The 22,814-nt window shown below is 69.4% G+C and carries 18 protein-coding genes; 5 read left to right on the forward strand and 13 right to left on the reverse strand.

The annotated features are described in order from the left end of the window. Positions 1 to 342: 342 nt before the first annotated feature. Positions 343 to 1,083 (reverse strand): VOC family protein, encoded by a 741-nt coding sequence (locus ACFU95_RS15080; protein ID WP_383827118.1) that lies wholly within the window; start codon positions 1,081 to 1,083, stop codon positions 343 to 345. A 48-nt stretch (positions 1,084 to 1,131) separates the two neighbouring features. After that, positions 1,132 to 4,110, reverse strand: a complete 2,979-nt coding sequence (locus ACFU95_RS15085; RefSeq protein WP_383827121.1) for a carbohydrate binding domain-containing protein — start codon at positions 4,108 to 4,110, stop codon at positions 1,132 to 1,134. Positions 4,111 to 4,570: 460 nt separating this feature from the next. Here ACFU95_RS15085 and ACFU95_RS15090 point away from each other — a divergent pair, with 460 nt between their 5' ends. Next, positions 4,571 to 5,059 carry a flavin reductase family protein gene (locus tag ACFU95_RS15090; protein WP_383827124.1) on the forward strand — a complete coding sequence of 163 codons (489 nt, stop codon included), beginning with the start codon at positions 4,571 to 4,573 and terminating at the stop codon, positions 5,057 to 5,059. A gap of 174 nt (positions 5,060 to 5,233) precedes the next feature. Here ACFU95_RS15090 and ACFU95_RS15095 read toward each other — a convergent pair whose 3' ends face one another. Beyond that, positions 5,234 to 6,106: a leishmanolysin-related zinc metalloendopeptidase gene (locus ACFU95_RS15095; RefSeq protein ID WP_383827127.1), complete on the reverse strand. Its 873-nt coding sequence runs from the start codon at positions 6,104 to 6,106 to the stop codon at positions 5,234 to 5,236. A 298-nt stretch (positions 6,107 to 6,404) separates the two neighbouring features. Between ACFU95_RS15095 and ACFU95_RS15100 the strand changes: the two genes are divergently transcribed. Further along, on the forward strand, positions 6,405 to 8,282 hold the full coding sequence (locus ACFU95_RS15100; RefSeq protein ID WP_383827131.1) for a DNA/RNA non-specific endonuclease: 1,878 nt from the start codon (positions 6,405 to 6,407) through the stop codon (positions 8,280 to 8,282). A 77-nt stretch (positions 8,283 to 8,359) separates the two neighbouring features. On the opposite strand, the gene ACFU95_RS15105 is transcribed toward ACFU95_RS15100, so the two are convergent. Then, the gene (locus ACFU95_RS15105) at positions 8,360 to 9,094 is read right to left on the reverse strand and encodes a hypothetical protein (protein ID WP_383827133.1); all 735 of its coding nucleotides are present in this window, start codon (positions 9,092 to 9,094) and stop codon (positions 8,360 to 8,362) included. Positions 9,095 to 9,351: 257 nt separating this feature from the next. Between ACFU95_RS15105 and ACFU95_RS15110 the strand changes: the two genes are divergently transcribed. After that, the gene (locus ACFU95_RS15110; protein ID WP_383827136.1) at positions 9,352 to 10,992 is read left to right on the forward strand and encodes a B12-binding domain-containing radical SAM protein; all 1,641 of its coding nucleotides are present in this window, start codon (positions 9,352 to 9,354) and stop codon (positions 10,990 to 10,992) included. Positions 10,993 to 11,112: 120 nt separating this feature from the next. On the opposite strand, the gene ACFU95_RS15115 is transcribed toward ACFU95_RS15110, so the two are convergent. The 8 genes from ACFU95_RS15115 to ACFU95_RS15150 all read right to left on the reverse strand — a co-directional run bounded on the left by ACFU95_RS15115 (position 11,113) and on the right by ACFU95_RS15150 (position 18,788). Continuing rightward, positions 11,113 to 11,943 carry an enoyl-CoA hydratase/isomerase family protein gene (locus tag ACFU95_RS15115; RefSeq protein WP_383827139.1) on the reverse strand — a complete coding sequence of 277 codons (831 nt, stop codon included), beginning with the start codon at positions 11,941 to 11,943 and terminating at the stop codon, positions 11,113 to 11,115. Continuing rightward, positions 11,940 to 13,187 (reverse strand): cytochrome P450, encoded by a 1,248-nt coding sequence (locus tag ACFU95_RS15120; RefSeq protein WP_383827141.1) that lies wholly within the window; start codon positions 13,185 to 13,187, stop codon positions 11,940 to 11,942. Before ACFU95_RS15120 ends, ACFU95_RS15115 begins: the two co-directional genes overlap by 4 nt. A gap of 93 nt (positions 13,188 to 13,280) precedes the next feature. Next, positions 13,281 to 14,648, reverse strand: coding sequence for a cytochrome P450 (locus ACFU95_RS15125; protein ID WP_383827144.1), 1,368 nt, complete (start codon positions 14,646 to 14,648; stop codon positions 13,281 to 13,283). Between the two features lie 10 nt (positions 14,649 to 14,658). Then, entirely contained in the window at positions 14,659 to 15,219 is a 561-nt protein-coding gene (locus ACFU95_RS15130) for an ATP/GTP-binding protein (RefSeq protein ID WP_383827147.1), read from the reverse strand. Between the two features lie 3 nt (positions 15,220 to 15,222). Then, positions 15,223 to 15,606, reverse strand: coding sequence for a DUF742 domain-containing protein (locus tag ACFU95_RS15135; RefSeq protein ID WP_383827150.1), 384 nt, complete (start codon positions 15,604 to 15,606; stop codon positions 15,223 to 15,225). Continuing rightward, positions 15,599 to 16,426, reverse strand: a complete 828-nt coding sequence (locus ACFU95_RS15140) for a roadblock/LC7 domain-containing protein (protein WP_383827493.1) — start codon at positions 16,424 to 16,426, stop codon at positions 15,599 to 15,601. Before ACFU95_RS15140 ends, ACFU95_RS15135 begins: the two co-directional genes overlap by 8 nt. 20 nt (positions 16,427 to 16,446) lie before the next feature. Next, positions 16,447 to 17,628 carry an ATP-binding protein gene (locus ACFU95_RS15145; RefSeq protein ID WP_383827152.1) on the reverse strand — a complete coding sequence of 394 codons (1,182 nt, stop codon included), beginning with the start codon at positions 17,626 to 17,628 and terminating at the stop codon, positions 16,447 to 16,449. Between the two features lie 251 nt (positions 17,629 to 17,879). Next, positions 17,880 to 18,788 (reverse strand): SDR family oxidoreductase, encoded by a 909-nt coding sequence (locus ACFU95_RS15150; RefSeq protein WP_383827155.1) that lies wholly within the window; start codon positions 18,786 to 18,788, stop codon positions 17,880 to 17,882. A gap of 181 nt (positions 18,789 to 18,969) precedes the next feature. Between ACFU95_RS15150 and ACFU95_RS15155 the strand changes: the two genes are divergently transcribed. Together ACFU95_RS15155 and ACFU95_RS15160 are read left to right on the forward strand one after the other, a co-directional pair. Next, on the forward strand, positions 18,970 to 19,986 hold the full coding sequence (locus ACFU95_RS15155) for a LacI family DNA-binding transcriptional regulator (RefSeq protein WP_383827158.1): 1,017 nt from the start codon (positions 18,970 to 18,972) through the stop codon (positions 19,984 to 19,986). Positions 19,987 to 20,162: 176 nt separating this feature from the next. Beyond that, positions 20,163 to 21,134, forward strand: a complete 972-nt coding sequence (locus ACFU95_RS15160; protein WP_383827161.1) for an aldo/keto reductase — start codon at positions 20,163 to 20,165, stop codon at positions 21,132 to 21,134. Here the strand turns inward: ACFU95_RS15160 and ACFU95_RS15165 are convergent. Next, the gene (locus ACFU95_RS15165; RefSeq protein WP_383827164.1) at positions 21,125 to 22,708 is read right to left on the reverse strand and encodes a glycoside hydrolase family 43 protein; all 1,584 of its coding nucleotides are present in this window, start codon (positions 22,706 to 22,708) and stop codon (positions 21,125 to 21,127) included. The two genes, ACFU95_RS15160 and ACFU95_RS15165, sit on opposite strands and share 10 nt — an antisense overlap. Positions 22,709 to 22,814: the final 106 nt, after the last annotated feature.

Here is a 22,814-nt window from a genome sequence, read left to right on the forward strand (position 1 = left end):
CTCCGACTGACGTGACAGCAACACACGCACGCAATGCCCCAAGTTTCCGCAGGCCGTGGCCTCGGCCGACGATTCTGCGCCGAACCCCGGGTCTTGCCGCAAGCCCCCCGGGGCGCTATACGTTGAGAGTGGCAAGGAGAGTGTTCTCCTTGCCTCTGCCATGTGCTGCCTGCCGCCATCGCACCGTGGCGGAGCTCCGGGGGCAGGGGACGGAAGGCTCGTCCCATGCTGCTGGCCCATGATCGAGAACAGGCTCGGTGCCTTGCCGGAAGCCGGATTCACCGACCGTCCGGGCGAGCGCTACGAGGGTCCGTCGACTCGGGGCGTCGTCGACGCTCCGAGTCACGACGGGGCGAGGACGCAGAACTCGTGGCCCTCCGGGTCGGCCAGACACGTCCACGGGACATCGCCCTGGCCGAGATCGAGGTCGGTGGCGCCGAGCGCCCGCAGCCGTGCCACCTCCTCGGCCTGGTCGTCACCGGGGTACGGCAGCAGGTCGAGATGGATGCGGTCCGGCACGGTCCTCACGTCTGGTGTGCGGAGGAACTCGAGATACGGGCCGGCACCCTTGGGGGAGCGGAACACCGCGTGATCGTCGGTCACCTCGCGCAGGGTCCAGTCCATCGCTCCGCCCCAGAACCGGGCCATGGCCCGCGGATCCGCACAGTCGACCACCACCACGGCGACCGGCCCCGTGTCCCGGTGGATCTCCCGAGGCTCCAGCACACAGAACTCGTTGCCCTCCGGGTCGGCGAGGACCGTCCACGGTACGTCGCCCTGGCCCACGTGTGCGGGCGTCGCACCGAGATCCTGGAGGCGCGCGACCAACTCCGCCTGGTGGGCGGCGGAGGTGGTGGCGAGATCGAGGTGCACACGGTTCTTCGTCGCCGTTTTGGGTTCCGGGACGGGAACGACGTCGATACCGAGGGCGACCGGGTCCGGCCAGACGAGGTCCCCGACGGGCCCGACGTAGGTGGTCACGCCGGGGCTGTGCGCACGCCAGCCCAGCGCCTGCGCCCAGAACCCGCCCACCGCCGAGGCGTCAAGAGCCTTGATGTTCACCTGAACCGGTCGCAGTGCCATGCCGGCGATCCTATGCACCCCCTCCGCGACGCCGCGTGATGCTCCGGCCTACTTCAGGTAGGGGCCGTCCGCCCCGATCTTCCCGGGGCCGTTCAGCACGTACACCCGCAGGTTGCCCTTGCCCGGCGCCGCCACGGAGAGCGTGCCGTCGGAGACGGTCTTCACGTCGCCGGTGACGGCGTCCCGGTAGGTGCCGTTCGGGATGCCGGTGTACGTGGCGCTGCCGGTGACAGTGACGAGCGCGAAGCTGTCGGTGCTGCCGCTCGTGTAGCGGCGCTTGAACGCCATGGAGCCGCTGATGCCCTCGGTCGAGTACTGGCCCATCTGGAGGGCCGGGACGGCACGGCGGATCTGGTTCAGCCGCTGGAGGTGCTTGACGAGCGGCTGCGCCAGCGTGGTGGCGACCTCGCCCGTCGCCGAGTCCGCGGTGCCGAACTCGGAGGCCGTGACGGTGCCTTGCAGGTGGTCGCCGTAGTACGCGCGGCCCGTGGACGCCAGCGGGCAGGTCGGCCCGCAGTCGATCTGCTTGCCCTTCTGGAACTCGATCTCCGAGCCGTAGTACAGGGTCGGGATACCGCGGAACGTCCACATCAGCGCCATGTTCTCGGCCCACGCATCGGTTCCGCCGGTGTAGCGGGTGCTCGACTTGTTGGGGCCGTAGTCGTGGCTGTCGACGTAGACGACGTTGTACGTGGCGTCGTTGACGCTGTCGTCGGAGTCCTTGCCGTTGCCGAAGGCGTTCTGCGCGTCGCTGAAGTTCATGTGCATGCGCATGTCGATGATGTTCATCCCGGAGAACTGGCTGCGGTCCGGGGTGTGGTAGCTGTTGCCGTTCAGGAAGGCGTTGGCCGACGTCGGCTGGTTGCCGGTGCCGAGGTTGTTCTCGTAGGTGAACTGCTCGATGGCCGCCGCCTCGTCGCCGGCGCTGTAGTCCTTGCGTTCCTTCCAGGTGAAGAACTGCGCGGAGTGGTTCACGGAGCCGCGGTTCCACTTGTCGTTGACGAAGGCGCCGACCTCGCCGAAGACGAAGAAGTTCTGGGCCGCCGTGGTGCCGAACCTCTGGGACACGCGGTCGTATATCGCGGGCAGGAAGCGGCGGTTCCAGGTCACCCGCGGGATGTGTACGGCCGTATCGACGCGGAAGCCGTCCACGCCCATGTCGATGTACTTGTCGTAGGCGCCGATCAGGTAGTTCTGGACAGGTGTCGACTCGGTGTCGAAGTCGGCCAGGTCCTCGTGCAGCCAGCAGGAACGGGAGTCCTCGCCCTCCCAGTTGCCGATCCAGCACTGGTGGTAGTACGTCTTCGGGAACATGCCCGAAGTGGGGCTCGGCCACTGGCAGTTGTAGAGCGTGTAGCCTTCGGCGCTCTTGCCGCCGGTCGGCTTGCCCCAGTTGACGCAGGTGTTGCCGGTGGGTTCGGCGGTCGACCACAGGTCGCCGTTGTAGTACGACTTCCCGGACTTGGTCTCGACGGTCAGGCCGTCGTACTCGAAGCCCTCGTTGTGCTCGTCGTAGTACCAGCTCCACTGGGAGTCGCGGACGCCGTACACGGTGGGCGTGTACAGGCCCTTGGCGCCCCAGCGGGAGCTGTGGTTGTAGACGACGTCCTGGTAGATCTTCATGCCCTTGGCGTGCGCGGCGTTGATGAGGTCCTGGTAGGTGGCGCCGGCCGACTCCAGGCGCGGGTCGACCTTGTAGAAGTCGTAGCCGTGGTAGTCGTGGTAGTCGTAGTCCGAGCGGTTGAGTACGACCGGCGTGATCCAGACCGCGGAGAAGCCGAGCGCCTTGATGTAGTCGAGCTTCTCGACCAGTCCCTTGAAGTCGCCCCGGAACATGGGGTCGTTGTTGGCCGCGTTGCCGGACTTGGTGTGCTGGCTGCCGCCGCGGTTGTTGGAGCTGTCGCCGTCGTGGAAGCGGGCGGTGAGGACGAAGTAGACGGGGTCCTTGCGGGGGTCCGTGCCGAGCGGGGTGCCGGCGGCGGGGGCGGGGGCCTTCTCGCCGGTCGTCGCGGTCGCCTCGGCGGAGGCGGGCGAGGTGTTCCCGGCGGCGTCGACTGCCTTCACGGTGTAGGTGTAGGCGGTCCTCTCCTCAAGTCCGGTGTCGGAGTGGACGGTTGAGCCGACGTCGGTGACGACGGTGCCCTTGGTTCCGCCGGTCCGCGTGACCTGGTACTTGGTCACACCCGTGTCGTCGGTCGCGGCGTCCCAGCTCACCACGATCGACGTGTTGGTCGCGCTCGCGGTGACCTTGGCCGGTGCGGTGGGTGCCTCGGTGTCGGGCTCCTCGGCGGCGCACGGGTCGGCGGCGCCGGTGGTGACCGTCTTGTCCTTCACGGTCGTGGTGCCGGTGGGGATCGCGTAGTCGGCGCTGCTGTTGTTGTCCCAGACACCGTTGCCGTTGTTGAAGGCTGCCTTCAGGGAGGTGGCGGTGCCGACGTCGAGGGTCTTCTTCCACCAGCCGGTGCAGGCGGACTCCATGCCGACGCCGGGTGACGTCGTCCACGATCCGCCGACGGGTGCGTAGTGGATGTTCGCGGTGGTCCAGCCGGAGGTCGCGGTCGAGTAGAACGCCGTGGCCTGGTTGCCCTCGCCCGTGCCGGTGTCGGCACACGGGTCGCTGTGCGCGATCACCCCGTCCTTGACGGTGATGGTGCCGGTGCCCAGCGCGTAGTCCTTCCCGCCGTTGTTGTCCCAGGTGCCGCTGCCGTTGTTGAAGGTGGCCTGCAGTCCGGTGGCCGAGCCGAGGTCGACGGTCTTCTTCACCCAGTCCGTGCAGGCGCTCTCCATCCGTGTGCCGGGGACGGTCGTCCAGGAGCCGCCGTCCGGTGCGTAGTGCAGATACGTCGACGCCCAGTTCTTGGTCTTCGTGTAGTAGAAGACCGTCGCCGTGTTGGCCGTGTCGGCCACCGGCTTAAGGGGAACCGCGGGGTCTGCGACCGGTGTTGTGGACAGCAGCCCGAGCAGCCCGGTCGCCGCCACGAAGGCCACCAGGGTGCGTCGTGGGCGGCGCGGAGATGCGGATCTCATGGCGACTCCAATGAAGGGGCGGATCCCGGGTGGTTCGAGCGTCTGTGCAAGCCTGGCCGGAAAGTTCCTGAAAGCCCTTGCAGCCTGGAAGCTACAGGGACATGACAGCTGCGTAAAGGGTTCTGTACGCCCGTGCCGCAACGCGGGGGCGGAACCTTTCGTGGTGCTGCCAGGCGGCCCCGTTGCCGTCGAGGTTGAGGCCCTGAAAGGCTTTGCGGCAGCCTTCGCAAGGTCGGGACATCGTCTTCGCTGCCCGGCGCTCCGGCCCGCAAGGGCACATCGGTGCGCATTGGTGCCGTGTCACCAACCCCTGGCAGGTCGGCCGTTCGTGGGCCGCGGTCCGTTACTGGTGCGCAGTCGGACCGTGGGCGGCGACGCAGCCACTGGATGGCGGGGACCCACGCTCCGTGGTGAGGTGATGCCGAGAGACGGCGGCACGGGCGACGGGAGCGGCTTGGGTATGGCGGGCATGGACGAGTTCCTCGGACGGCTGAACCCCGACATGTGTGTGGTCACGGCTGCGGCGGGCGGGGAACGGGCCGGCTGTCTGGTCGGCTTCGCCTCGCAGTGCTCCATCCGGCCGGTGCGGTTCGTGGTCTGGCTCTCGGAGGCCAACCACACCTTCCGGGTCGCACGGGCCGCGCAGGTCCTGGCCGTGCACCTGCTGGCCCGCGACCAGCATGCCCTGGCCGAGCTGTTCGGCGGGCGCACCGGCGACCGGGAGGACAAGCTCGCGCACGTCCGCCGACGGGAGGGGCACGGCGGGGCCGTCGTCCTTCAGGACGCCGCGGCCTGGTTCGTCGGCCGGATCGTCACCCGCGTGGGCGGCGGTGACCATGTCGGCTTCGTCCTCGAACCGGTCGAGTGGGGCGAGCGCGAGGCGTACGACGGGCCGCTGCTGCGCCTTGCCGACGCCCGTACGATCTCGCCCGGTCACCCGGTGGACTGACTGGGCTGACCCGGCTGACCGAGCCTCAGAGGTCGCTTGCATCCGTCGTTCGGTGACGGGGCGTCAAGTCCCCAGGGCGCTCGCGCTCGCGGTCCCGGGTCGGCAGGGACGCGGCCGTGGGCTGTATCGGATCCAGGGAGATCGTCACCCCCTTCCGCCGGCCTGGCCGGCTCGTCAGGGCCTCTCGGCCGGGATGCGGGTCGGGATGGTCGGGAGCACCACGTGCTCCGGTACCGAGGTTCGGGCGCGGCCGGAGCTTGCGATCTCGAGGAGATCCGGAAGGTGGTAGTCCTGCGCGGCGTCGAGATCGACCGTGTATCCGAGATCCTCCAGGCTCGCCACCGTCAGCCGGCTCAGGGGGTTGTTGCTGCCGTCGATGTTCGGCGACATCAGCTCGTTGTCGAAGACGCTCTCGCGCCAGTGACCGCCCGCGCTTCCGGGGCCGCCGACATTGGCCACCGGCACCGGGGCGGGCCCTTGTCCGGTGAGCCTGCCGAACTCCTCCATGGCGCCGGGGCCGACGAAGGTCGGGTTGGATCCGGGGAAGTTCTTCAGAAGGCCGAAGGTCATCCAGAGGGTTCCGATTCCCAGGACGTGCCCCATCTCGTGCGTAATGACGTCGAGGAGTGTGCCCTCCTCTTCCATCTGGGCCAGGTCGGCGCTGTCGAAACTCATGCGCCCCTTCACGGGAAGTCCCGCTCCGCTGACCGCGTCGTCCCTCCGGAATCGCGTCGGGCCCGCCTGCCCGAGGATGTTGGGGACGTTGTTCACACCGTCGATCGGCACACCTTCGGCGTCGATCAGGAGATCGTCGATCACGACCTGGCCGGTGAAGTCGTTGATGATCGCGGTCTCCAGGTCACCCACGATGACGCGCGCCCAACGGTCCGCGGCCTCGGCGAAGACGCTCTTCTGGCTGTTCGTGAGCCCTCCGAGGAACCGCACCTCGATCTGGAACGGAGAGGTGGTCGCGGCGAGCTCCGAGGCGCGGCCGCTGTCGGCGACCGCCCTGTGGGTTTCAAAGGCGTAATTGATGTGCGTGCCCATGGCTACTACTCCCCTCGCAGGTAGCCAGCCTTTTCCTACAAACCACGGTAAACTTATTGCGAGTTGCAGGCGACACCACCGAGTTGTAGTCGATGCAACAAATATCGTTGAACTTTCTCCTGTTTCCCGCGCGGTGCCTGGCACTACATGGCACGAGACGGCAGTTCGGCCGTATGCTGGAAAATGCACGACAGAGCGGGAAGTCCAGGCCGTTCGCTTCGGTTTCAACCACCGCTGGATCCCCATGATTTCGGCAGGGCTTCTCACGCTTGAACTCCATGCGTGAAGGGAGCCTTCAATGGCTGCCAAGAAGCGTGCGCCCGCCAATAACGGGTCCTCCACAAACGGCCAGGACAAGCTGATCGGCGACCTCAAGCAGTTCATCCGTACCCGGGGCTCGGGCTACCTCAGCGATCCGAATGTGTCCTCGATCGGTATCGGCTACAAGGAGAAGAGCGGGAAACGGGGCAAGGAACTGGCCCTTCAGTTCACGGTCGACAAGAAGGTCCGGCCCGAGGGGCTGGAGGAACTGAGGACCGAGGAGATCCCCGCTGTCATCGACATCGGTGGCGGCGTCGAAGTGCCGACCGATGTCGTCCAGCGCTCCTACAAGCCGCATTTCCTCGTGGTGGCCGAGGGCGAGACACCGCAGCGGCAGACGCGTGTCAATCCGGTCCGCCCCGGTGTGAGCGTCGGCAACGTCAAGGTGAGCGCCGGCACCTTCGGGTGCATCGCCTTCGACAGGAACGACGGCTCGCCCTGCCTGCTGAGCAACTGGCACGTGCTGAACGGCCGCAAGGGCGAACTCGGCGACGTGGTCGTGCAGCCCGGCAAGGCCGACGACAGCCGTATCGCGCTGAACCGTCTCGGCACGCTCAAGCGCGCCCACCTCGGCCGGGTCGGCGACTGTGCCGTATCGACGGTCACAGACCGTGACTTCGCCATGGACATCCTCGATCTCGATGTCACGCCGACGAAGCTGGGCGAACCGCAGATCGACGACAAGGTCGTCAAGAGCGGCCGCACCACAGGCGTCACGCACGGTGTGGTGAGCAGGCCCTTCGCCATCGTCAGCATCAACTACGGCGCCCCCGTCGGCGTCCGGGAGATCGAATGCTTCGAGATAGGTCCCGACTCCAGGCATCCGGCGGACGGCGGCGAGATCAGCCTGCCCGGCGACTCCGGATCGGTCTGGATGTTCACGACCCGCACCGGGAAGCCCACGGACGTCCTGGCCGGTCTGCACTTCGGTGGTGAGGGCGACGAGGACCCCGAGGAGCGCGCCCTGGCCTGCTTCCCCCAGGCGGTCTTCGACGAACTGAAGATCACCCTCGCGGCGCCGGATCCCGAATCGCTGGAGGCCGTGACCGGGTACGACCCGGGCTTCCTCGCGGAACCGATCGGCACCCCGCAGCTCAATCCGTCGATCAAGGACGACGCCGTCCGGCTCGACGGGTCCGAGGTGGTCCCCTACACCCACTTCTCGCTGGCGCTCAGCAGTTCGCGGCGCTTCGCCTTCTGGGTGGCCTGGAACATCGACGGGGGCACCCTCAAGAAGCTCGACCGGACAGGCATCGACTTCGTCAAGGACCCGCGCCTCCCGGCCGCCGCCCAGGTCAGCAACGAGTTGTACAAGGGCCGTGACAACCGGCTCGACCGCGGCCATATCGCCCGGCGCGCCGACGTGGTGTGGGGTTCGCTGCCCGAGGCGAAGAAGGCCAACAAGGACTCGTTCTTCTACACCAACATCACCCCGCAGATGGACGACTTCAACCAGAGCGGGCGGAACGGGATCTGGGGCCATCTGGAGGACGCGGTATTCGAAGACGTCCGTGTCGACGAGCTCAAGGTCTCCGTGTTCGGCGGCCCGATCTTCCACGAGGACGACCGTGTCTTCCGAGGGGTCAAGCTGCCACGCGAGTTCTGGAAGGTCCTCGTCTACTTTGAGGACGGCAAGCTCAAGTGCAAGGCGTTCCTGCTGACGCAGAACCTGGATGTGCCCGAAGCCCTCGAACTGGACGAGTTCCGGGTGTTCCAGGTCAAGCTGTCCGAGATCCGGACGCGGACCCACCTGCGCTTCCCCACCGCGATGACCACGGCGGACACGCTGACCGTCCCGGAGTCCCTGGAGGAGCGGACCCCGCTGGAGCGTCAGTCCGACATCGACTGGAGCTAGCGGCCGCCGCGCACTCAGACGGCGCCGTCAGCGGGAGCCAGTCGGGGAAGTCGGAGGAGTGACGGAAGTCAGGGGAGTCAGGAGGCAGGTCCGGGATCGATTCTGGGATCGATCCACAACGCCTCGGAGACTGCGCACAGTTCGCCCTCGGCGGTGGCGAGCGCCGCGCCCATGGTGTGCTTGCGGCCGGACTCCGACAGCAGCCACGCGTACGAGATGTGCGGCTCACCCGCGGCGACCGGCCGAAGAACGCTGCCCGTGAGGCTTGCGGTGACCGCGCCCGGGCGCTGGGTGCCGAGGAAGCGGCCCGCCCAGTTTCCCGGGCAGTCCAGGGCGCCCCAGACCAGATGGGGCGGGAGCAGACCGTCCGGGTCGGCGAAAGCGTGGGACGGGGTCCAGGCGGAGGCCACCAGGCCGAGGTCCGGCACCGGGGCGCAGTACACTCGCAGACCGCGGTCGGCCGGCCGCAGGCCGCAGCCGAAGCAGTCGACCACACCGGTCGGTGGCGCCGCCCTGAATCGCTCGGCAGCGGCGGCCGCCTCGTCCCAGGAGGGCGCGGCCGGCGCGTCGAGCGCCAACTCGGCGGGGCGCGCCGCGGCAAGGGGGCGCCCGGCCTCGCCCAGTTCCGCGCCCCCGTCCGCCGTTTCGGCGATCCGCACGGGCACCTCGACCGGCACCGGCCCACGGAAGTCCACCCGTACCGTGCGAGCCCCGGACCTCTGCGCCAACACACCGGCCACGTAACCGCCGAAGGCCACTCCGGGGTAGCCGGAGTACAGCTCTGGCACCACGATCGCGTCACTCGTCGTCATGATCCCTACTTCACCACACGCCACCGACCATGCTGACGCTGACCGGCGGTACGTCCATCGTGTGCACGTCACCCCGCGCGCCGGCCGGCCGCCCTTTTGATGACCGTTAAACATCTTGGCCATACGGTTGCCGCTGTTTTGCCACCCTTCCCTTCTGCCCGACTCCGCCCGGGCGCAAGGTGGTACAGCCGCCGCTCGACAGTCCGCAGCGCCGGCTCTTCTGCACTTTCCCACGTCACCCCCATGAGGAAAGCCGCATGAATGTTCTCCTGATCTCAGGACTCGGGCCCGAGTACCCCCAACACTCACTCCTGGCCGGCTCCACCTTCGAGGCCCTGACAGACCCCGGAAGATTCCCCGACCGGTCCAGGGAAATCTCCGGTCTCGCCGCACTCCACGCCGAGGTGAACGGCGGGCGCCTGCCCCTGCTCCGGCCGCGCGAGACTGCGAGCGGGATACGCGCCGTCTCGTCGGTCCGGCTCCAGCACACGGAAAAGGACGACGAGACGGCGACCGCTCCGCATCTCACCACGTTCACCGTCCGCGCCATCCTGGAGGCCGCGGGTATCGACCACGACTGCTTTTCCGCCGAGGGCATCTGGAACGGTTCCCCCACCGATCCGTCGTCCGGTTCCTACGACGTGGTCCTGCTGTCGACCACCTTCATCTGGGACCGGGCCACGATGGCCAAGGCGGTCGCCTGGGTCGAGGAACGCTTCCCGACAGCGACCCTCGTCCTCGGCGGCCAGTACAGCAACCTGAAGTTCCAGCAGATCCTGGACGCCCACCCGTTCGTCCGGTACGTGGTCCGCGGCGACGCCGAACCGGCCCTGGTGCCCCTCCTGGACGCACTGCGCCGGGGAGAGCCGGTGGCCGGCATCCCCAACCTGGTCTGGCGCGATGCGGACACCGGCCGCCTGCGCCTGACCGCCACGCACTACGCCGACCTGGAGGCGCTGCCTTCGCCCGCCCCCTCGGGAAGGTTCCCCGTCATCCCGTACGAGTCGATGCGCGGCTGCCCCTTCACCTGCAAGTACTGCTCGTTCCCCGCCGCCTCCCCGAAATGGCGCTACAAGTCGGCGCAGAAGATCGCCGCCGACTTCGCCCGCTATCGCGACGAGCACGGGGCGCAGTACATCAAGGCGTTGGACTCCACCTTCACCGTGCCGCCCACCCGTCTCCGGGCCCTGTTACCGCTGCTGACGAACACCGGCGTCGCCTGGGAGGCGTACACACGCGCCAATTCCATCCGCGACCGGGCGGTCGTCGACGCACTGGACGAGGCCAACTGCCGGGCGCTGGCCATCGGCTTCGAGTCGATGAACGACACCACGCTGACGTACATGAACAAGAAGGTGAAGGCCAACGCCAACCGCACCGCGTTCGAACTGCTCTCGCGCAGCCCCATCCACTACTTCGTCTCGTTCATCGTCGGCTATCCCGGCGAGAGCCCCGAACTGTACGAGGACACGAAGGCTTTCCTGGTCAACGAGTACGAAGGGCCTTTCGCCCTCTACGTCTTCATGCTCAACGACGAGACGATGCCGGTGTGGCAGGACGCCGAGCGCTTCGGCCTGGAGGTCTACGACGTGGACGGCGACGCCGAGCACTGGTCGCACACGGGCATGGACAGCGCCACGGCCCGCCGACTCCAGCTGGAGACCCTGCGGGAGGTCCGCTGGAAGAACGACCGCGCCATCCAGCGCACCTGGCAGCGCGACTACGAACTGCCTCTGCTGCCGGACCGTTCCGCAGCCGAGAACTCGGTGGTCGAGAAGCTGGTGGACCGCCTCGGCATGGCCAGCGCCGACTTCCCGAACCCGACGTCGGCGGCCACCCGACGAGCCGGCCTGTTCGGGCAACTGGCGTCCCACGGAGTGACGTCGGCCGAGGTGTGAGGCTCTCGACGCCCGGTCCGCCGGGTGCGGCGGCGCCCGGTGACGAAGTGTCACCGGGCGTCGGCGGTGAGGGATGGGTCCGGCAGGTGTGGATCACCGGGCTGCGGGGCAGGCGGGTGATCACATGGGGGTCCGGGGCGCCGCCAGCCGGGCGGTCAGGAGGTGGGCGTCGAGCAGGGCGATGTCGGCTGTGCGGGTGGCCTTCGCGTAGCCGGCGAGCATGCGTTTGGTCAGGACGAGCGCCTCCTGGGAGCGGCGGGCGAGGGGTCTTGTCCAGGCGGCGACGGTGTCGTCCAGCTGATCGAGGGGGGCGACCTTGTGCAGGAGGCCGATCCGGTGGGCCGTGTCGGCGTCGAAGATGTCGCAGGTGAGCATGAGTTCGCGGATCCGCGCGGCGCCGGCCTCCGAGATCAGCCGGCCCATGGCGCCACCCCAGGTGGGCGCGAGGCCGACGCCGACCTCCGGCATGCGGAACCGGCAGCTGTCGGCGCCGGCGCGCAGATCGCAGTAGGCGGCGAGGGCGAGGCCGGCGCCGACGACCCTGCCGTGGAGCCGGGCGATGGTGACGGCGTGGGTGTTCTCCAGAGCCTGGCACAGGCGGTGGGCCTTGTCGGCGATGCGGCGCAGCGCCGCTCCGGTCGGGTCCGTGGCCAGGGCGTCCTCGTACTCCTGGCGGTCCGCTCCCAGGGAGAAGTCGTCGCCGAGGGAGGACAGGACCAGGATGCGGAGGTCGGGTCTCTCGTGGAGGCCGTCGAGGACGGCGGTGAGCTCGTCCAGGACGGCGGTGTTCAGGGTGGCGTCCTGGACGGACGGGTTGAGCCGGACGTGGAGGACAGGGCCGGACTGCGCGATGTCCACGTGCACGGGTGCGAAAGCCGGTGCGGGTGCGGGCACCGGCACGGGTATGGGGACCGGTGTGTCGGCGGAGGCGGGGGTGGTCAGCGGGTTCATGCGAGGGCGACATCCAGATTCAGCAGCCGCCGGAACGCCACCCGGGGGGCCCGGGAGGGGCGGCGGACCAGGGTGAGGCGGGGGAGGAGGGTGATCATACGGCTGAGGAGGGTCTGGGCCTCCAGCCGGGCCAGGGGCGCGCCGAGGCAGTAGTGAATCCCGCCGCTGAAGGCGAGGTGCCCGGGCCCCCGGTTCAGTTCGAACCGGTAGGGAGCGCTGTACCGGGCGGGGTCCCGGTGTGCGGCTCCCACCATGAGGTGGACCATCTCGTCCGCCCGTACCTCGACGCCCTCCAGCACGCAGTCCTGGGCGGCGACCCGGCTGATCACATGGGTGGGAGGGTCGTAGCGCAGCGCCTCCTCGACGAACGCGGGCACGAGGTCCGGCTGTCCGGCGAGCAGGGTCCAGCGGTCGGGGCGTTCGACGAGCAGTAAGGCCATGGTCGACAGGAGGGTGGACGTCGTCTCCAGGGCCGCCAGCAGGACGAACAGGGCGAGGAAGTAGACGGCTTCGTCGGCCTTGTCCCGGTCCGGTTCCAGCTCGTCCCAGGTGCGGATCCAGCGGGACACCGGATCGTCGCCGAGACGTGTGCGCCGCTCGCTCACCAGGTTGAGGAAGTAGGCGCGCAGTTCGGCCATGGCCACGTCGGACCGGGCCAACTGACTGGCCGAGGGCAGCAGTTCCTGGGTGAAGACCTGGTCGTGGGTCAGTTCCCGCAGGCGGGGCCAGTCCGCGCTGGGCAGCCCCAGCCAGTCCCCGATCGTGGCGATGGGGAGTTCCTCGCTGACCAGGGCGGCGAAGTCCGCCTCCCCGGTGTGCAGATGCTCCATCAGGGAATCGAGGAGGTCGTCGACCACCCGGCTCACTCTCGAACCGATCTGCTCTATGGTGCCGCGGTCGAAGGTGCCCGCCGCCCGGCGCACCCGGGTGTGCTCGGGGGGGTTGAGCGCGGGCAGGGTGCGGCTGATCTCCCTGGAGGAAGGGGCGCTCCAGCGGGTGCGCTCCCCCTGCCGTTCCCTCCAGCTAGTGTCTGGCTCGCGCCAGGCGCCGCTGCGCAGAACCTGGTCGCAGGTGCTGAACCCGGTCACGAGGAATCCACCCCAGGGGGCGGGGGTGACGTCTCCTCGTGACCGCAGTTCGGCGTAGACGGGGAAGGGGTCGGCCTGTCCCTGGGCTGTCCGGAGACGGGAGAACAGGGCGACGGTCGCACGACGGTCGGATATCGGAGAGGTGGTACTCCCCACGATGGCGGCTCCTTTCTGTGAGTCAGCCGCCATACGTACCCGAGAGATCATTGAAAGATTCAGTAACGCACTGGCCTCATAGAGTTACCTGCGTCACGCGCCCCTGGTCCATGCCAGGAACCGGCTGAAGAGACCGCCCTTCTGGTGCGGCGCGGCGTGCGCCGGCCGAGGAGCGGCGGACGGCTGCGGCGCGGCCGACGGCTGCGCCGTCTGGGCGGGGCGAGCCGACGTGGACCGGACCGCAGACGGTACGGCCCGCGGGGTGAACCGGATGGGCACGGTCACCAGGGCACGGCTCCACGGCGTCGGCGCCCAGGCGAGATCCTTGAAGGGGATGCGCAGTTCGACGTCGGGCAGCCGGTTGAGCAGGGACTCGACGGCCGTGGACGCGATCAGGAAGGCGGGGTCCTTGGCCGGGCAGGCGTGGGGACCGGCACCGAAGGCCAGGTGTGCCTTGGCGCTGAGCTGCTCGCGGTGGTCGGTCAGCTTGGGGTCGGTGTTGGCCGCCGCGAACGAGATCAGGATCGGGTCGCCCGCCCTGAGGGTCCTGCCGCCGAGCTCGACATCGTGGACGGGGTAGTGGCCCGCGTAGTTGGCGATCGGCGCGTAGTTCCACAGGGTCTGCACGACCGCGTCCTCGATGGGCAGGCCGTTCGGCCACTGGTCGCTCAGATACAGCGCGCTGCTGCTGCCGATGGCGGCGGTCAGAGGCATGGTGCCGCCGGAGAGCAGGGTCACCAGCTGGTGCAGCACCTCCTCGTCGGTCAGCCGGGCGGAGTGCACCATCAGCCGGGTGGTGAGGTCCTCGCCGGGCTGGTGGCGCTTGAGGGCGATGAGTTCGGAGAGTGCCGCGCCCAGCGTCTCGTCGGCGCCGGGTGTGCCCTCGAAGATGCCGCTGATGCCGACGATCACCCGGTCGCCGATCTCGGGCGGGCAGCCGAACAGGTCGCTGAAGACCAGCAGGGGAAGCGGCTGGGCGTAGGCGGCCATCAGCTCGGCCTGGCCGAGGGGTTCGGAGCTGAAACGGCTGATCAGGTAGTCGGCCGACTGCTGGGTCTGGCGGACGAGCTGGACCTGGTTGACCGTGGCGAGGCTGTCCGTCACCGCCTGCCGCAGCCGGGCGTGTGCCGCGCCGTCGCTGAACAGCGCGTTGGGGCGGTAGGCCATCATGGGCAGCGCCGGGCTGTCGGCGGGCACCCGCCCCTCGTTGAGCGCGTTCCAGCGGCGCGAGTCCCGCACGAACGAGCCGGGGTTCTGGAGGATGTAGAGGGCCGCGTCGTAGCTGGTGACCAGCTCGACCTCGACGTCCGGCGCGATGTCGACCGGGGCGCTCGGCCCCATCGCGCGCAGCTGGGTGTAGTGCCGCTCGGGGTCGGAGCCGAACTCGGGCCCGTACAGCCGTGTGTTGCCGTGAGCGGGGCAGCCGGCCGGGATCCCGGACGGGTCGAAGTGCTGTTGCATGCCGTGGCTCCTAGCCGAGGGTGGACATGAGGTGCTTCACGAGGGTGATCAGCGCATGCGCCGAGGAGCCCTGGTCGCGTACGTCGCAGGGGACGACCGGGGTCTCCGCGGAGAGGTTGAGCGCCTCACGCACCTCGTCGAGCGGGTAGTCGGGGGTGCTGTCGAAGTGGTTGACACCGATGGCGTAGGTCAGGCCGAACTGCTCGACCAGGTCCAGGATGGGGAAGCTCTCGTGCAGCCGCTCGGGGTCCACCAGGACCAGCGCGCCCAGCGCACCCCGGGACAGTCCCTCCCACATCTCCTTGAAGCGCTCCTGACCCGGGGTTCCGAAGAGGTAGAGGACCAGGGACTCGTTCAGGGACAGGCGCCCGAAGTCCATCGCCACCGTCGTGGTGGTCTTGTCCGGGGTGCCCGAGAGGTCGTCGAAGCCCTCGCTCGCCTCGGTGATCTCCTCCTCGGTCTGCAACGGCTCGATCTCGGAGATGCTGCCGATGCAGGTGGTCTTCCCGACCCCGAAGTGGCCCACGACGAGGATCTTCACGGAACGGGAGACGGCTGGATCCAGATACACGAATTACGCTCCGAATCGGGTCTTCAGGCCATCGAGTACGGCGGTGAGCAGTTCGCGGTCGACGCGTTCGGCACGCGGCGCCGGATTCCTCACATAGAGCAGGCCGTCCTCGGCCATCTGCGCCAGCAGGATGCGCACGATGCCCAGCGGCAGCCGGGTGTAGCCGGAGATCTCGGCCACGGACAGGAAGCCTTCGGCGATCAGGTCCATGACCGCCCGGGCTTCCGGAGACAGCGTGCGGGCAGTGGCCTCGGTGCCCTCCTGGGCGGTGACGAGCGTGGTGTGCTCGTACTCGTGGTCCGCGGGCAGCGCACGTCCCTTCGCGATGACGAACAGAGGGACTAATGCGGACGTCAGTTCCAGGTCGCTGTCGGGGTCGTCATGCATCGTGAGCCTTCCCTCCCTGCGGCACCTGCCGTGCGGTGAGCGTGGGCGCCACATCGCTCAGCCGTGTGGTGAACTCCTCGATGTCACAGTCGTGTGCGGCCGCCGCCGCGAGGAAGGCTCCCTCGCCGGCTGCGACGAGGAAGATCCAGCCGTGCTGGAACTCGATGACCGTCTGCCGCCACCCGTCGTCCCGCAGCCCGCCCGCGAACGGCGCGGTCGCCCGGCTGTAGGCGTGAATGCCCGTCATGGCCGCGGAGATGGTGTCCGCCAGGTCCCGGCCGATGCCGGCGCTCGCCCCACGGGGCAGACCGTCCGCGCCGAGCAGGAGGGCGTGCCGGGCGCCGCGCACGGAGGCGACCAGCTGGTCCAGCTCGGCGAGAACGAACCCCGTCCCGGCCGCCCCTTCCCTGCGTGTCGCGGAGTCGGCCTGGGCATGGGCGGACTCGCTGCCGTTCACCCGGGGTGCCGAGGTGAGGTTGTTGCCCAGCCGGGCGACCAGCCGGTTCATACGGAAGGAGATCTGCTGCATGTCGACGTCGGGCTCCGCGGCGGCGGCCAGATAGGTGCCCTGCCCGGCCCCGATCAGGAACACCCAGCCGTGCGTGAACTCGATGACCGTCTGACTCCACTGACGGTCCTCGGACGACCCGGCGAAGTGAGCGGTGGCGCGGCTGAGCGACTGCATCCCCGCCATCGCGGCGGAGATGGTCCGCACGTCAGCGTCGACCAGTCCGTCCGTCACCCCGCGCGGCAGCCCGTCCGCGGACAGCACCACTGCGTGCCGAGCGCGGGGGACGTTGTCCACGATGTCCTGGACCATCCAGGACATGTCCGTAGTAGTCATGCGCCTTCGGACCCTTCGGGCGTCGGTGCGTCCAGATCACGGCCGGTCAGCGTGCCCCGCTGGAACGCCCCCAGGCCCCCGCCCCCGGCCGTCCTCCTGGGCCCGGACGCCGGTCCGCCGGAAGCGCTTGCGTCGGAGGGGACACTGGCGATGGGCGACTTGCGGGCCCCGCGCTTGGGCAGGCCGTGCATCGTGCGCGCGCCGGCCTGGTCGCGGCCCTCGACACGTCGGATGCTGCTCACCGGCACCTCACTGGCCGGCGGCGGGGTCTCCTCCATGGTCCACAGCTCCTCGGGCAGCAGGACGACGGCGCGTACGCCGCCGTAGCGGGAGACTCCGGTGACATCCACCTTGAAGCCGTACTGACGGGCGATCAGGCCGACGACGGGGAAGCCGAACTTGGGCTGGGTGCCCAGCTGGGACAGTCGGGGCACCTCGTCGCCCGACAGCAGTGCGGTCGCCGCCTGCCGGTCCTCGTCGCTCATGCTGACGCCGGCGTCGTCGATGATGATGCACAGGTTCTTCTGGACCCGCTGGAACGTTACCTCGATCGGCGCTTCCGCCTGCGAGAAGCTGGCGGCGTTGTCGAGCAGTTCGGCGACGGCCAGGGCCACCGGCGCCACGGCGGACGCCTTCAGCGCGATGCCGCTCGGCTGCATGATCTCGACGCGGTGGAAGTTGCGGATCTGGCTCTGGGCGCTGCGCACCACGTCGTAGACGCTGGCGGGCTGGTTGCGCCGGCCGAGGGGGGCTCCGCACATGACCGCGATGCCCTGGGCCTTACGAGCCATCTGCGCGTTGGCGTGGTTCACGTCCATCAGGTCGGACAGGACGCTGTGCCCGCCGTACTTGCGCTGGACCTCGTCCAGCAGTGCCGTCTGTTCCGCCGCGAGGCTCTGCAGGAAGCGGGCGGCGCCCTTGAGGACCGCCTTGGTGCTCTCCTCCGCCGCCTGCTCGGCCTCCCCGATGACACTGTCCTGCTCGTCCCGCACCCGCTGCAGTTCTCCCTGCATACGGCCCAGTTGGCCCTCGGTGTATCTGAGCCGCTGTGCCAGCGCGGCCTCGGCTTCCCGCTTCTTCGCCCCCAGGGCGGAGTTACGGAGTGTGAGGGCCACGACTGCGGCAATGGCAATCACCGCTATCGCAACCAGACACCAGATAAGCGCGTCTTGACTCATGGAAACCTTTCCCGGCGCGTGGCATGCAGGCGTCGACGGATACAGCTCGCGAGGATCCGCAACCCGTCACAGGGACCGCATGACTGTTGGTGCGAAGAGCAGACCACCTCAGGCCGGTTGTGCCGGAGCGAAGTGGATCAAGGTCGCAGACGGCGGAATGCTATCACTCACAAACAAACGTTCTGAGGCCGCCGTTGACGTCTGCACTCCGTCAACAAACAAGGTGTCAAGGCCGGTTGAAGAGCTTCCCTTCACGACACGTCACACCCTGTGACCGATCCCGTCGACGCCGAAGTGTTCCGTCCGCCTCCACGCGCCACTGCCGGAACCCGCGGGCCACCGGTGAGGAACTCGTGGGCACCGCGGATCCTGGTCCGCAGGCGCTGCTGAGTGATCCGGCCGTCCAGACGCACGTCCAGCGGACCCGGCGGCACGGTGTCGGCCCGACGCCCGGTGGGCAGCCGCGCGGCGTCCGCTCCCTCGCGCCCGGCGATCAGCACGCCGAGGTCGTAACGGCTGAGGGCATCCGGGCCGGCGACGTGGAACACGCCTGCCGCATCGGACAGCGCGAGTTCCCACAAGGCGGCGGCCAGGTCCTCGACGTGCACCGGGCAGCGGATGTCGTCGGTGAACAGAACCCCCTCTCGCGTCCCCGCGGCGAGATCGAGCACCGCACGCTCGTGCACCGACCGGCCGTACCCGATGATCAGTGAGGTACGGGCGACCACGGCACCGGGCGCCACCAGCCGTACGCCCGTCTCGGCGGCGGCCTTCGCGGCGCCGTAGGGGGTGACGGGGTCGGGAAGACATGTCTCGTCGTAGTGGACACGGCTCCCGGAGAACACCGCGTCGCTGGAGACATGGACCAGACGGCACCCCTGCTCGACGGCGGCGAGCGCGACGCGGACCGCGCCGTCCGCGGTGACCGCCCAGTCGGCTCTGGTGCTGGACGTGTTGATGACGACCGAGGCACCCACCTCACGGATCACCTCGGCGACCCGCGCCTGATCCCTTACGTCGAGAGGGTGCCATGCCGTACCCGAGGGGGTACCGGGCTGGGTGGTGGCGAACGTCGCAGCCGTCTCGTGCCCCGCTTCCACGGCCTGGCGCACCAGCTCGGTACCAAGGAAGCCGCTGCCGCCGATGATGAGGACAGTCATGGGCCGACACGGTACGGGTCGTCCGGCTTCGTCCGGTCGCAGGTCTGCTCGCCGGGCGACTTCGCCGCGTCCGTCCGGATCCTGTCCAGCCGTTGCCCCGGTCCGGCCAGGGGCCTGTGACAGTATCGGCGGTGGTGGGTGCGCGGTCGCCCGCCGGGGTTGAGGCAGAGGGACGGGTGACATGGACCGGCCGCCAGGCATGATGGACGTGGCCCGGGAGGCCGGTGTCTCGCACATCACCGTCTCCCGTGTGGTCAACGGCCATCCGTCGGTACGGCCGGAGACCCGGGCCCGGGTCGAGGCCGCGATCCAGAAGCTCGGATACCGCCGCAACAGTGTGGCCAGGGCCCTCAAGAGCCGCCGCTCCTCGACGATCGGCGTGGTGATCGTCGGGTCGGACCTGTTCGAGCTGCCCCGGATCCTGCTGGGCGTGGAGACGGCCGCCAAGCAGGCCGGGTACTGGGTGAGCCTGGCGAGCCGGCAGGGCGAGAGCACCAGCGGCGACCTGGCGGAGACGCTCCAGCGGCTCACCGACCAGTCCGTGGAGGCGATCGCGGTCATCGCCGACCGGCCCGTCGCCGTGGAGGCGCTGTCCGGTCTCACCTTCGGGGTGCCGGTGGCGGTGGTGATGTCCGGCAGCGTGCCCCATCCCGATCTGGGCTTCGTCGAGGTCGACCAGGAACTCGGCGCCCGGTTGGCGGTTCGGCACCTGCTCGACCTGGGGCACCGGCACATCGCCCATCTCACGGGTGCCCTGCGCACCTTCGACGCCCGGGCCCGTGTCGAGGGCTGGCAGGCCGAACTCGCCGACGCGGGAGCGCAGGGGAGCAGGCTCGAAGGGGACTTCAGCGCGGAGAGCGGATTCCGCCTCGCCCACCGGCTCTGCGCGGACGACACCGGCCTGCCGACCGCGGTCTTCGCGGGCAACGACCAGATGGCCATGGGAGCGCTGGCCGCATTCGCCGAGCGGGGCGTACGGGTGCCGCAGGACGTGTCGCTCGTCGGGTTCGACGACATGAAGGGCTCGGGCTACCTGGTGCCCGCACTGACCACGGTCCGACAGGACTTCGTCCACCTGGGCAGCAGCGCCATCGAGCTGCTGGTACGGATGCTGGGCGGGCAGAAGGCGGAACGGCTGAGGATCAGGCCGGAGCTTGTCGTACGGCGCAGTACCGCCGCCCCTCGCGCGGATTCCTGAGCGGAGTCGGCAGCCGAGCCCTCAAGCGCGTCACCGATCGAAAGTTTCGCTGTTCTGCCGCGCTGTCGCCCCGCTGCCGCCGTCAGTAGCGTCGAGCGGGCACATCGTGGTGCCGGAAGGCAGCACTGGGACAGGGGCCCTCACCAGGGGCATCACCCGAGGAGTACGAACAGCACATGCGTTATCGGGAACTCGGCCGCACCGGACTGACCGTGTCCGAGATCGGCTACGGAGCCTGGGGACTGGGCCAGGGGGCCTGGGTGGGCGCCGACGACGACTCCGGCGTACGCGCCCTGCACCGCGCCCTCGACCTGGGCGTCACCTTCATCGACACCGCCCGGGCGTACGACCGAAGTGAGAGCGTCGTCGGCCGTGCGCTCAAGGAACTCCCGGGCGGTGGGGACGGAGTGCACGTGGCGACGAAGGTCGGGCCGAAGGTGCACGTCCCCCTCGCGCCCAGCGGGCTCGACCCCATGGAGGCGTTCCCCGGGTCGCATCTGCGCGAGAGCCTGGAGACCAGCCTGCGCGCACTGGGCCGTGACCACGTCGACCTCCTTCAGCTGCACACCTGGGAGGACGACTGGACCGGCCGCGGTGACTGGCTGGAGACGGTGGACGACCTCAAGAAGGAGGGCAGGATCAGGGCCTTCGGGATCTCCGTCAAGGATCACCAGCCCGAGAACGTGCTCACGGTCCTGCGCACCGGAGCCGTGGACACGGTCCAGGTCATCTACAACGTCTTCGAGCAGGCCCCGGCCGATGCCCTGCTGCCGGCCTGCGAGGAGTACGGCGTCGGTGTGATCGTCCGGGTCGCACTCGACGAAGGCGCCCTCACCGGTTCGATCCGGACGGGCGTCACCTTCCCGGAGGGCGACTGGCGCAACTGGTACTTCAGGGACGACCGGCCCGCCCAGGTCGGGACCCGGGTGGACGCGCTCTGCGCCGACCTGGGGATCGACGTCGAGGAACTCCCGTCCACCGCGCTGCGCTTCGCCCTCGCCGGGCAGGCGGTCTCCACCGTCATCGTCGGGATGCGCTCCCTGCGGAACGTGGAACGCAACGCGGCGATCGCCGAGGCACCACCGCTCACCCCGCGGCGACTCGCGCGGCTGGCCGAGCACCGCTGGGCGAAGAACTTCTACAGCTGACCCTCTCCCGGGCCGGCGCGTCCCGGGGCGTACTCGAACCAGTCCACGTGTGCCTCGGCCGCGTCGGCCCCGGCGTCGCCGGTGCCGTACAGACCGAGGTGGACGCCGACGAACCCGCCGGCTCGTTCCGTGCTGAAGAAGGACCGCTCGATGCCGCCCAGGGTCGTCCAGGTGCTGTCCTTGACGCGGAAGGTGTAGCCGGACTCGTCGCTGTCGACCGCGAGGACGACCTCGCGGTCCGCCACGGCGACCGACGCGAGGCGGGTCGCGACGCCTGCCTCGCGGGCGGTGAGCACCACCTGCGGGGTGCCGGAAGCGTCCACGGTGAGCCCCAGGGTGGCGTGCTGGTGTTGGTTCTGGAAGACGGCCAGGCCCGCTTCCTGGGCCGGCGAGGTGGCGCAGAAGCGGATACGGGTGCTCGCGCGCAGGCGCAGATGCTGCTGGCGGCGCGCGATGAACGCGGGGGTGCCCGTCGAGGTGAGGGGCTCGGGGGAGAGGCGGATGGTCAGGCCGCCCTCTCCGGTGCCGGCGCAGACCAGGTCGTCGACCGGTCCGCGCAGGCTGTTCCATTCCGGGCCGAGCGCGCTGCCGCTGAACTCGTACCGCACCGGCCCGTCCTCGGCCGTGCCGCCGCACACCGCCGTCGTCGTTCCCGCGGGCCGCCGTTCCGAGAGGCTCACCCGTCCGGTCTCCGGTGCGAAGACCGGGCCCCGGGACGTCCATTCGACGGGGACGAGGAACACCTCGCGGCCCAGTGTGTGGGTCCCTTCCAGAGGCCGGATCCCCAGGGCCACGGCCCAGGTCTCCCCGGCAGGGGTGTCGACGAGGTCGACGTGCCCGACGTTCTGGATCGGTTCCGCCGCGCCGCGGTGACGGTGGGTCAGCAGCGGGCTCCTGGGGTCCGTGGAGTACGGGCCGGTGACGGTGTCGGAGCGGGCCGCGGTCACGGCGTGATGGTGTTCGGTGCCGCCCTCCGCCGCGATCAGGTGGTAGACGCCGTCACGCTTGTACAGGTGCGGCGCCTCCACCCAGGCGCCGCGCATCGCGCCGTACCACAGGTTGTGGGTCGGGCCGGTCAACGCCAGGGTCTTGAGGTCGAGTTCGCGCATCCACAGCTCGCCGGGGCCTGTCACCTCCGGGTGGGCGGCGTCGCGGCAGGCGGTGAACCAGCAGCGGCCGTCGTCGTCGAAGAAGAGCGACGGGTCGATGCCCTCCGCGTCCAGCGTGACCGGGTCCGACCAGGGGCCGGCGGGGTCGGCCGCGGTGAACAGGAACGTGGTGCTGCCCTGACGGCCGCGTGCCAGGGCCACGACCACGTAGAAGGTGCCCTCGTGATGGCGGATGGTGGCGGCCCAGAGGCCGTCCGAGACGTCCAGCCCGGTCAACGACACCTGGGACGGCCGGTGCGCCACGTGCCCCAGCGGTCGCCAGCTCACCAGGTCGCGGCTGTGCAGGACCGGGAGCCCGGGATAGTACGCGAACGATGACGTGACCAGGTAGAAGTCCTGCCCGACCCGGCAGATCGACGGGTCCGGGTGACTGCCGGCGAGAACGGGGTTGGCGAAGGTCGGCACGGGCGCACTCCGAGGCGGGCGGGGGTGGTGCGGGGGTGGGGACGGGATTCGCCGGGGCCAGGGCCTTGACGGCTTGTTAACGTTAACATCACCCTGGTTCCGGGCA

Origin of the sequence: Streptomyces sp. NPDC057623 (genome assembly GCF_042800355.1) — a bacterium.
Lineage (GTDB): Bacteria > Actinomycetota > Actinomycetes > Streptomycetales > Streptomycetaceae > Streptomyces.

Coding starts and splice junctions, on each gene's coding strand:
- ACFU95_RS15080 (WP_383827118.1), bottom strand. CDS start 1,083: ATGGCACTGCGACCGGTTCAGGTGAACATCAAGGCTCTTGACGCCTCG.
- ACFU95_RS15085 (WP_383827121.1), bottom strand. CDS start 4,110: ATGAGATCCGCATCTCCGCGCCGCCCACGACGCACCCTGGTGGCCTTC.
- ACFU95_RS15090 (WP_383827124.1), top strand. CDS start 4,571: ATGGCGGGCATGGACGAGTTCCTCGGACGGCTGAACCCCGACATGTGT.
- ACFU95_RS15095 (WP_383827127.1), bottom strand. CDS start 6,106: ATGGGCACGCACATCAATTACGCCTTTGAAACCCACAGGGCGGTCGCC.
- ACFU95_RS15100 (WP_383827131.1), top strand. CDS start 6,405: ATGGCTGCCAAGAAGCGTGCGCCCGCCAATAACGGGTCCTCCACAAAC.
- ACFU95_RS15105 (WP_383827133.1), bottom strand. CDS start 9,094: ATGACGACGAGTGACGCGATCGTGGTGCCAGAGCTGTACTCCGGCTAC.
- ACFU95_RS15110 (WP_383827136.1), top strand. CDS start 9,352: ATGAATGTTCTCCTGATCTCAGGACTCGGGCCCGAGTACCCCCAACAC.
- ACFU95_RS15115 (WP_383827139.1), bottom strand. CDS start 11,943: ATGAACCCGCTGACCACCCCCGCCTCCGCCGACACACCGGTCCCCATA.
- ACFU95_RS15125 (WP_383827144.1), bottom strand. CDS start 14,648: ATGCAACAGCACTTCGACCCGTCCGGGATCCCGGCCGGCTGCCCCGCT.
- ACFU95_RS15135 (WP_383827150.1), bottom strand. CDS start 15,606: ATGCATGACGACCCCGACAGCGACCTGGAACTGACGTCCGCATTAGTC.
- ACFU95_RS15140 (WP_383827493.1), bottom strand. CDS start 16,426: ATGGTCCAGGACATCGTGGACAACGTCCCCCGCGCTCGGCACGCAGTG.
- ACFU95_RS15145 (WP_383827152.1), bottom strand. CDS start 17,628: ATGAGTCAAGACGCGCTTATCTGGTGTCTGGTTGCGATAGCGGTGATT.
- ACFU95_RS15150 (WP_383827155.1), bottom strand. CDS start 18,788: ATGACTGTCCTCATCATCGGCGGCAGCGGCTTCCTTGGTACCGAGCTG.
- ACFU95_RS15155 (WP_383827158.1), top strand. CDS start 18,970: ATGGACCGGCCGCCAGGCATGATGGACGTGGCCCGGGAGGCCGGTGTC.
- ACFU95_RS15160 (WP_383827161.1), top strand. CDS start 20,163: ATGCGTTATCGGGAACTCGGCCGCACCGGACTGACCGTGTCCGAGATC.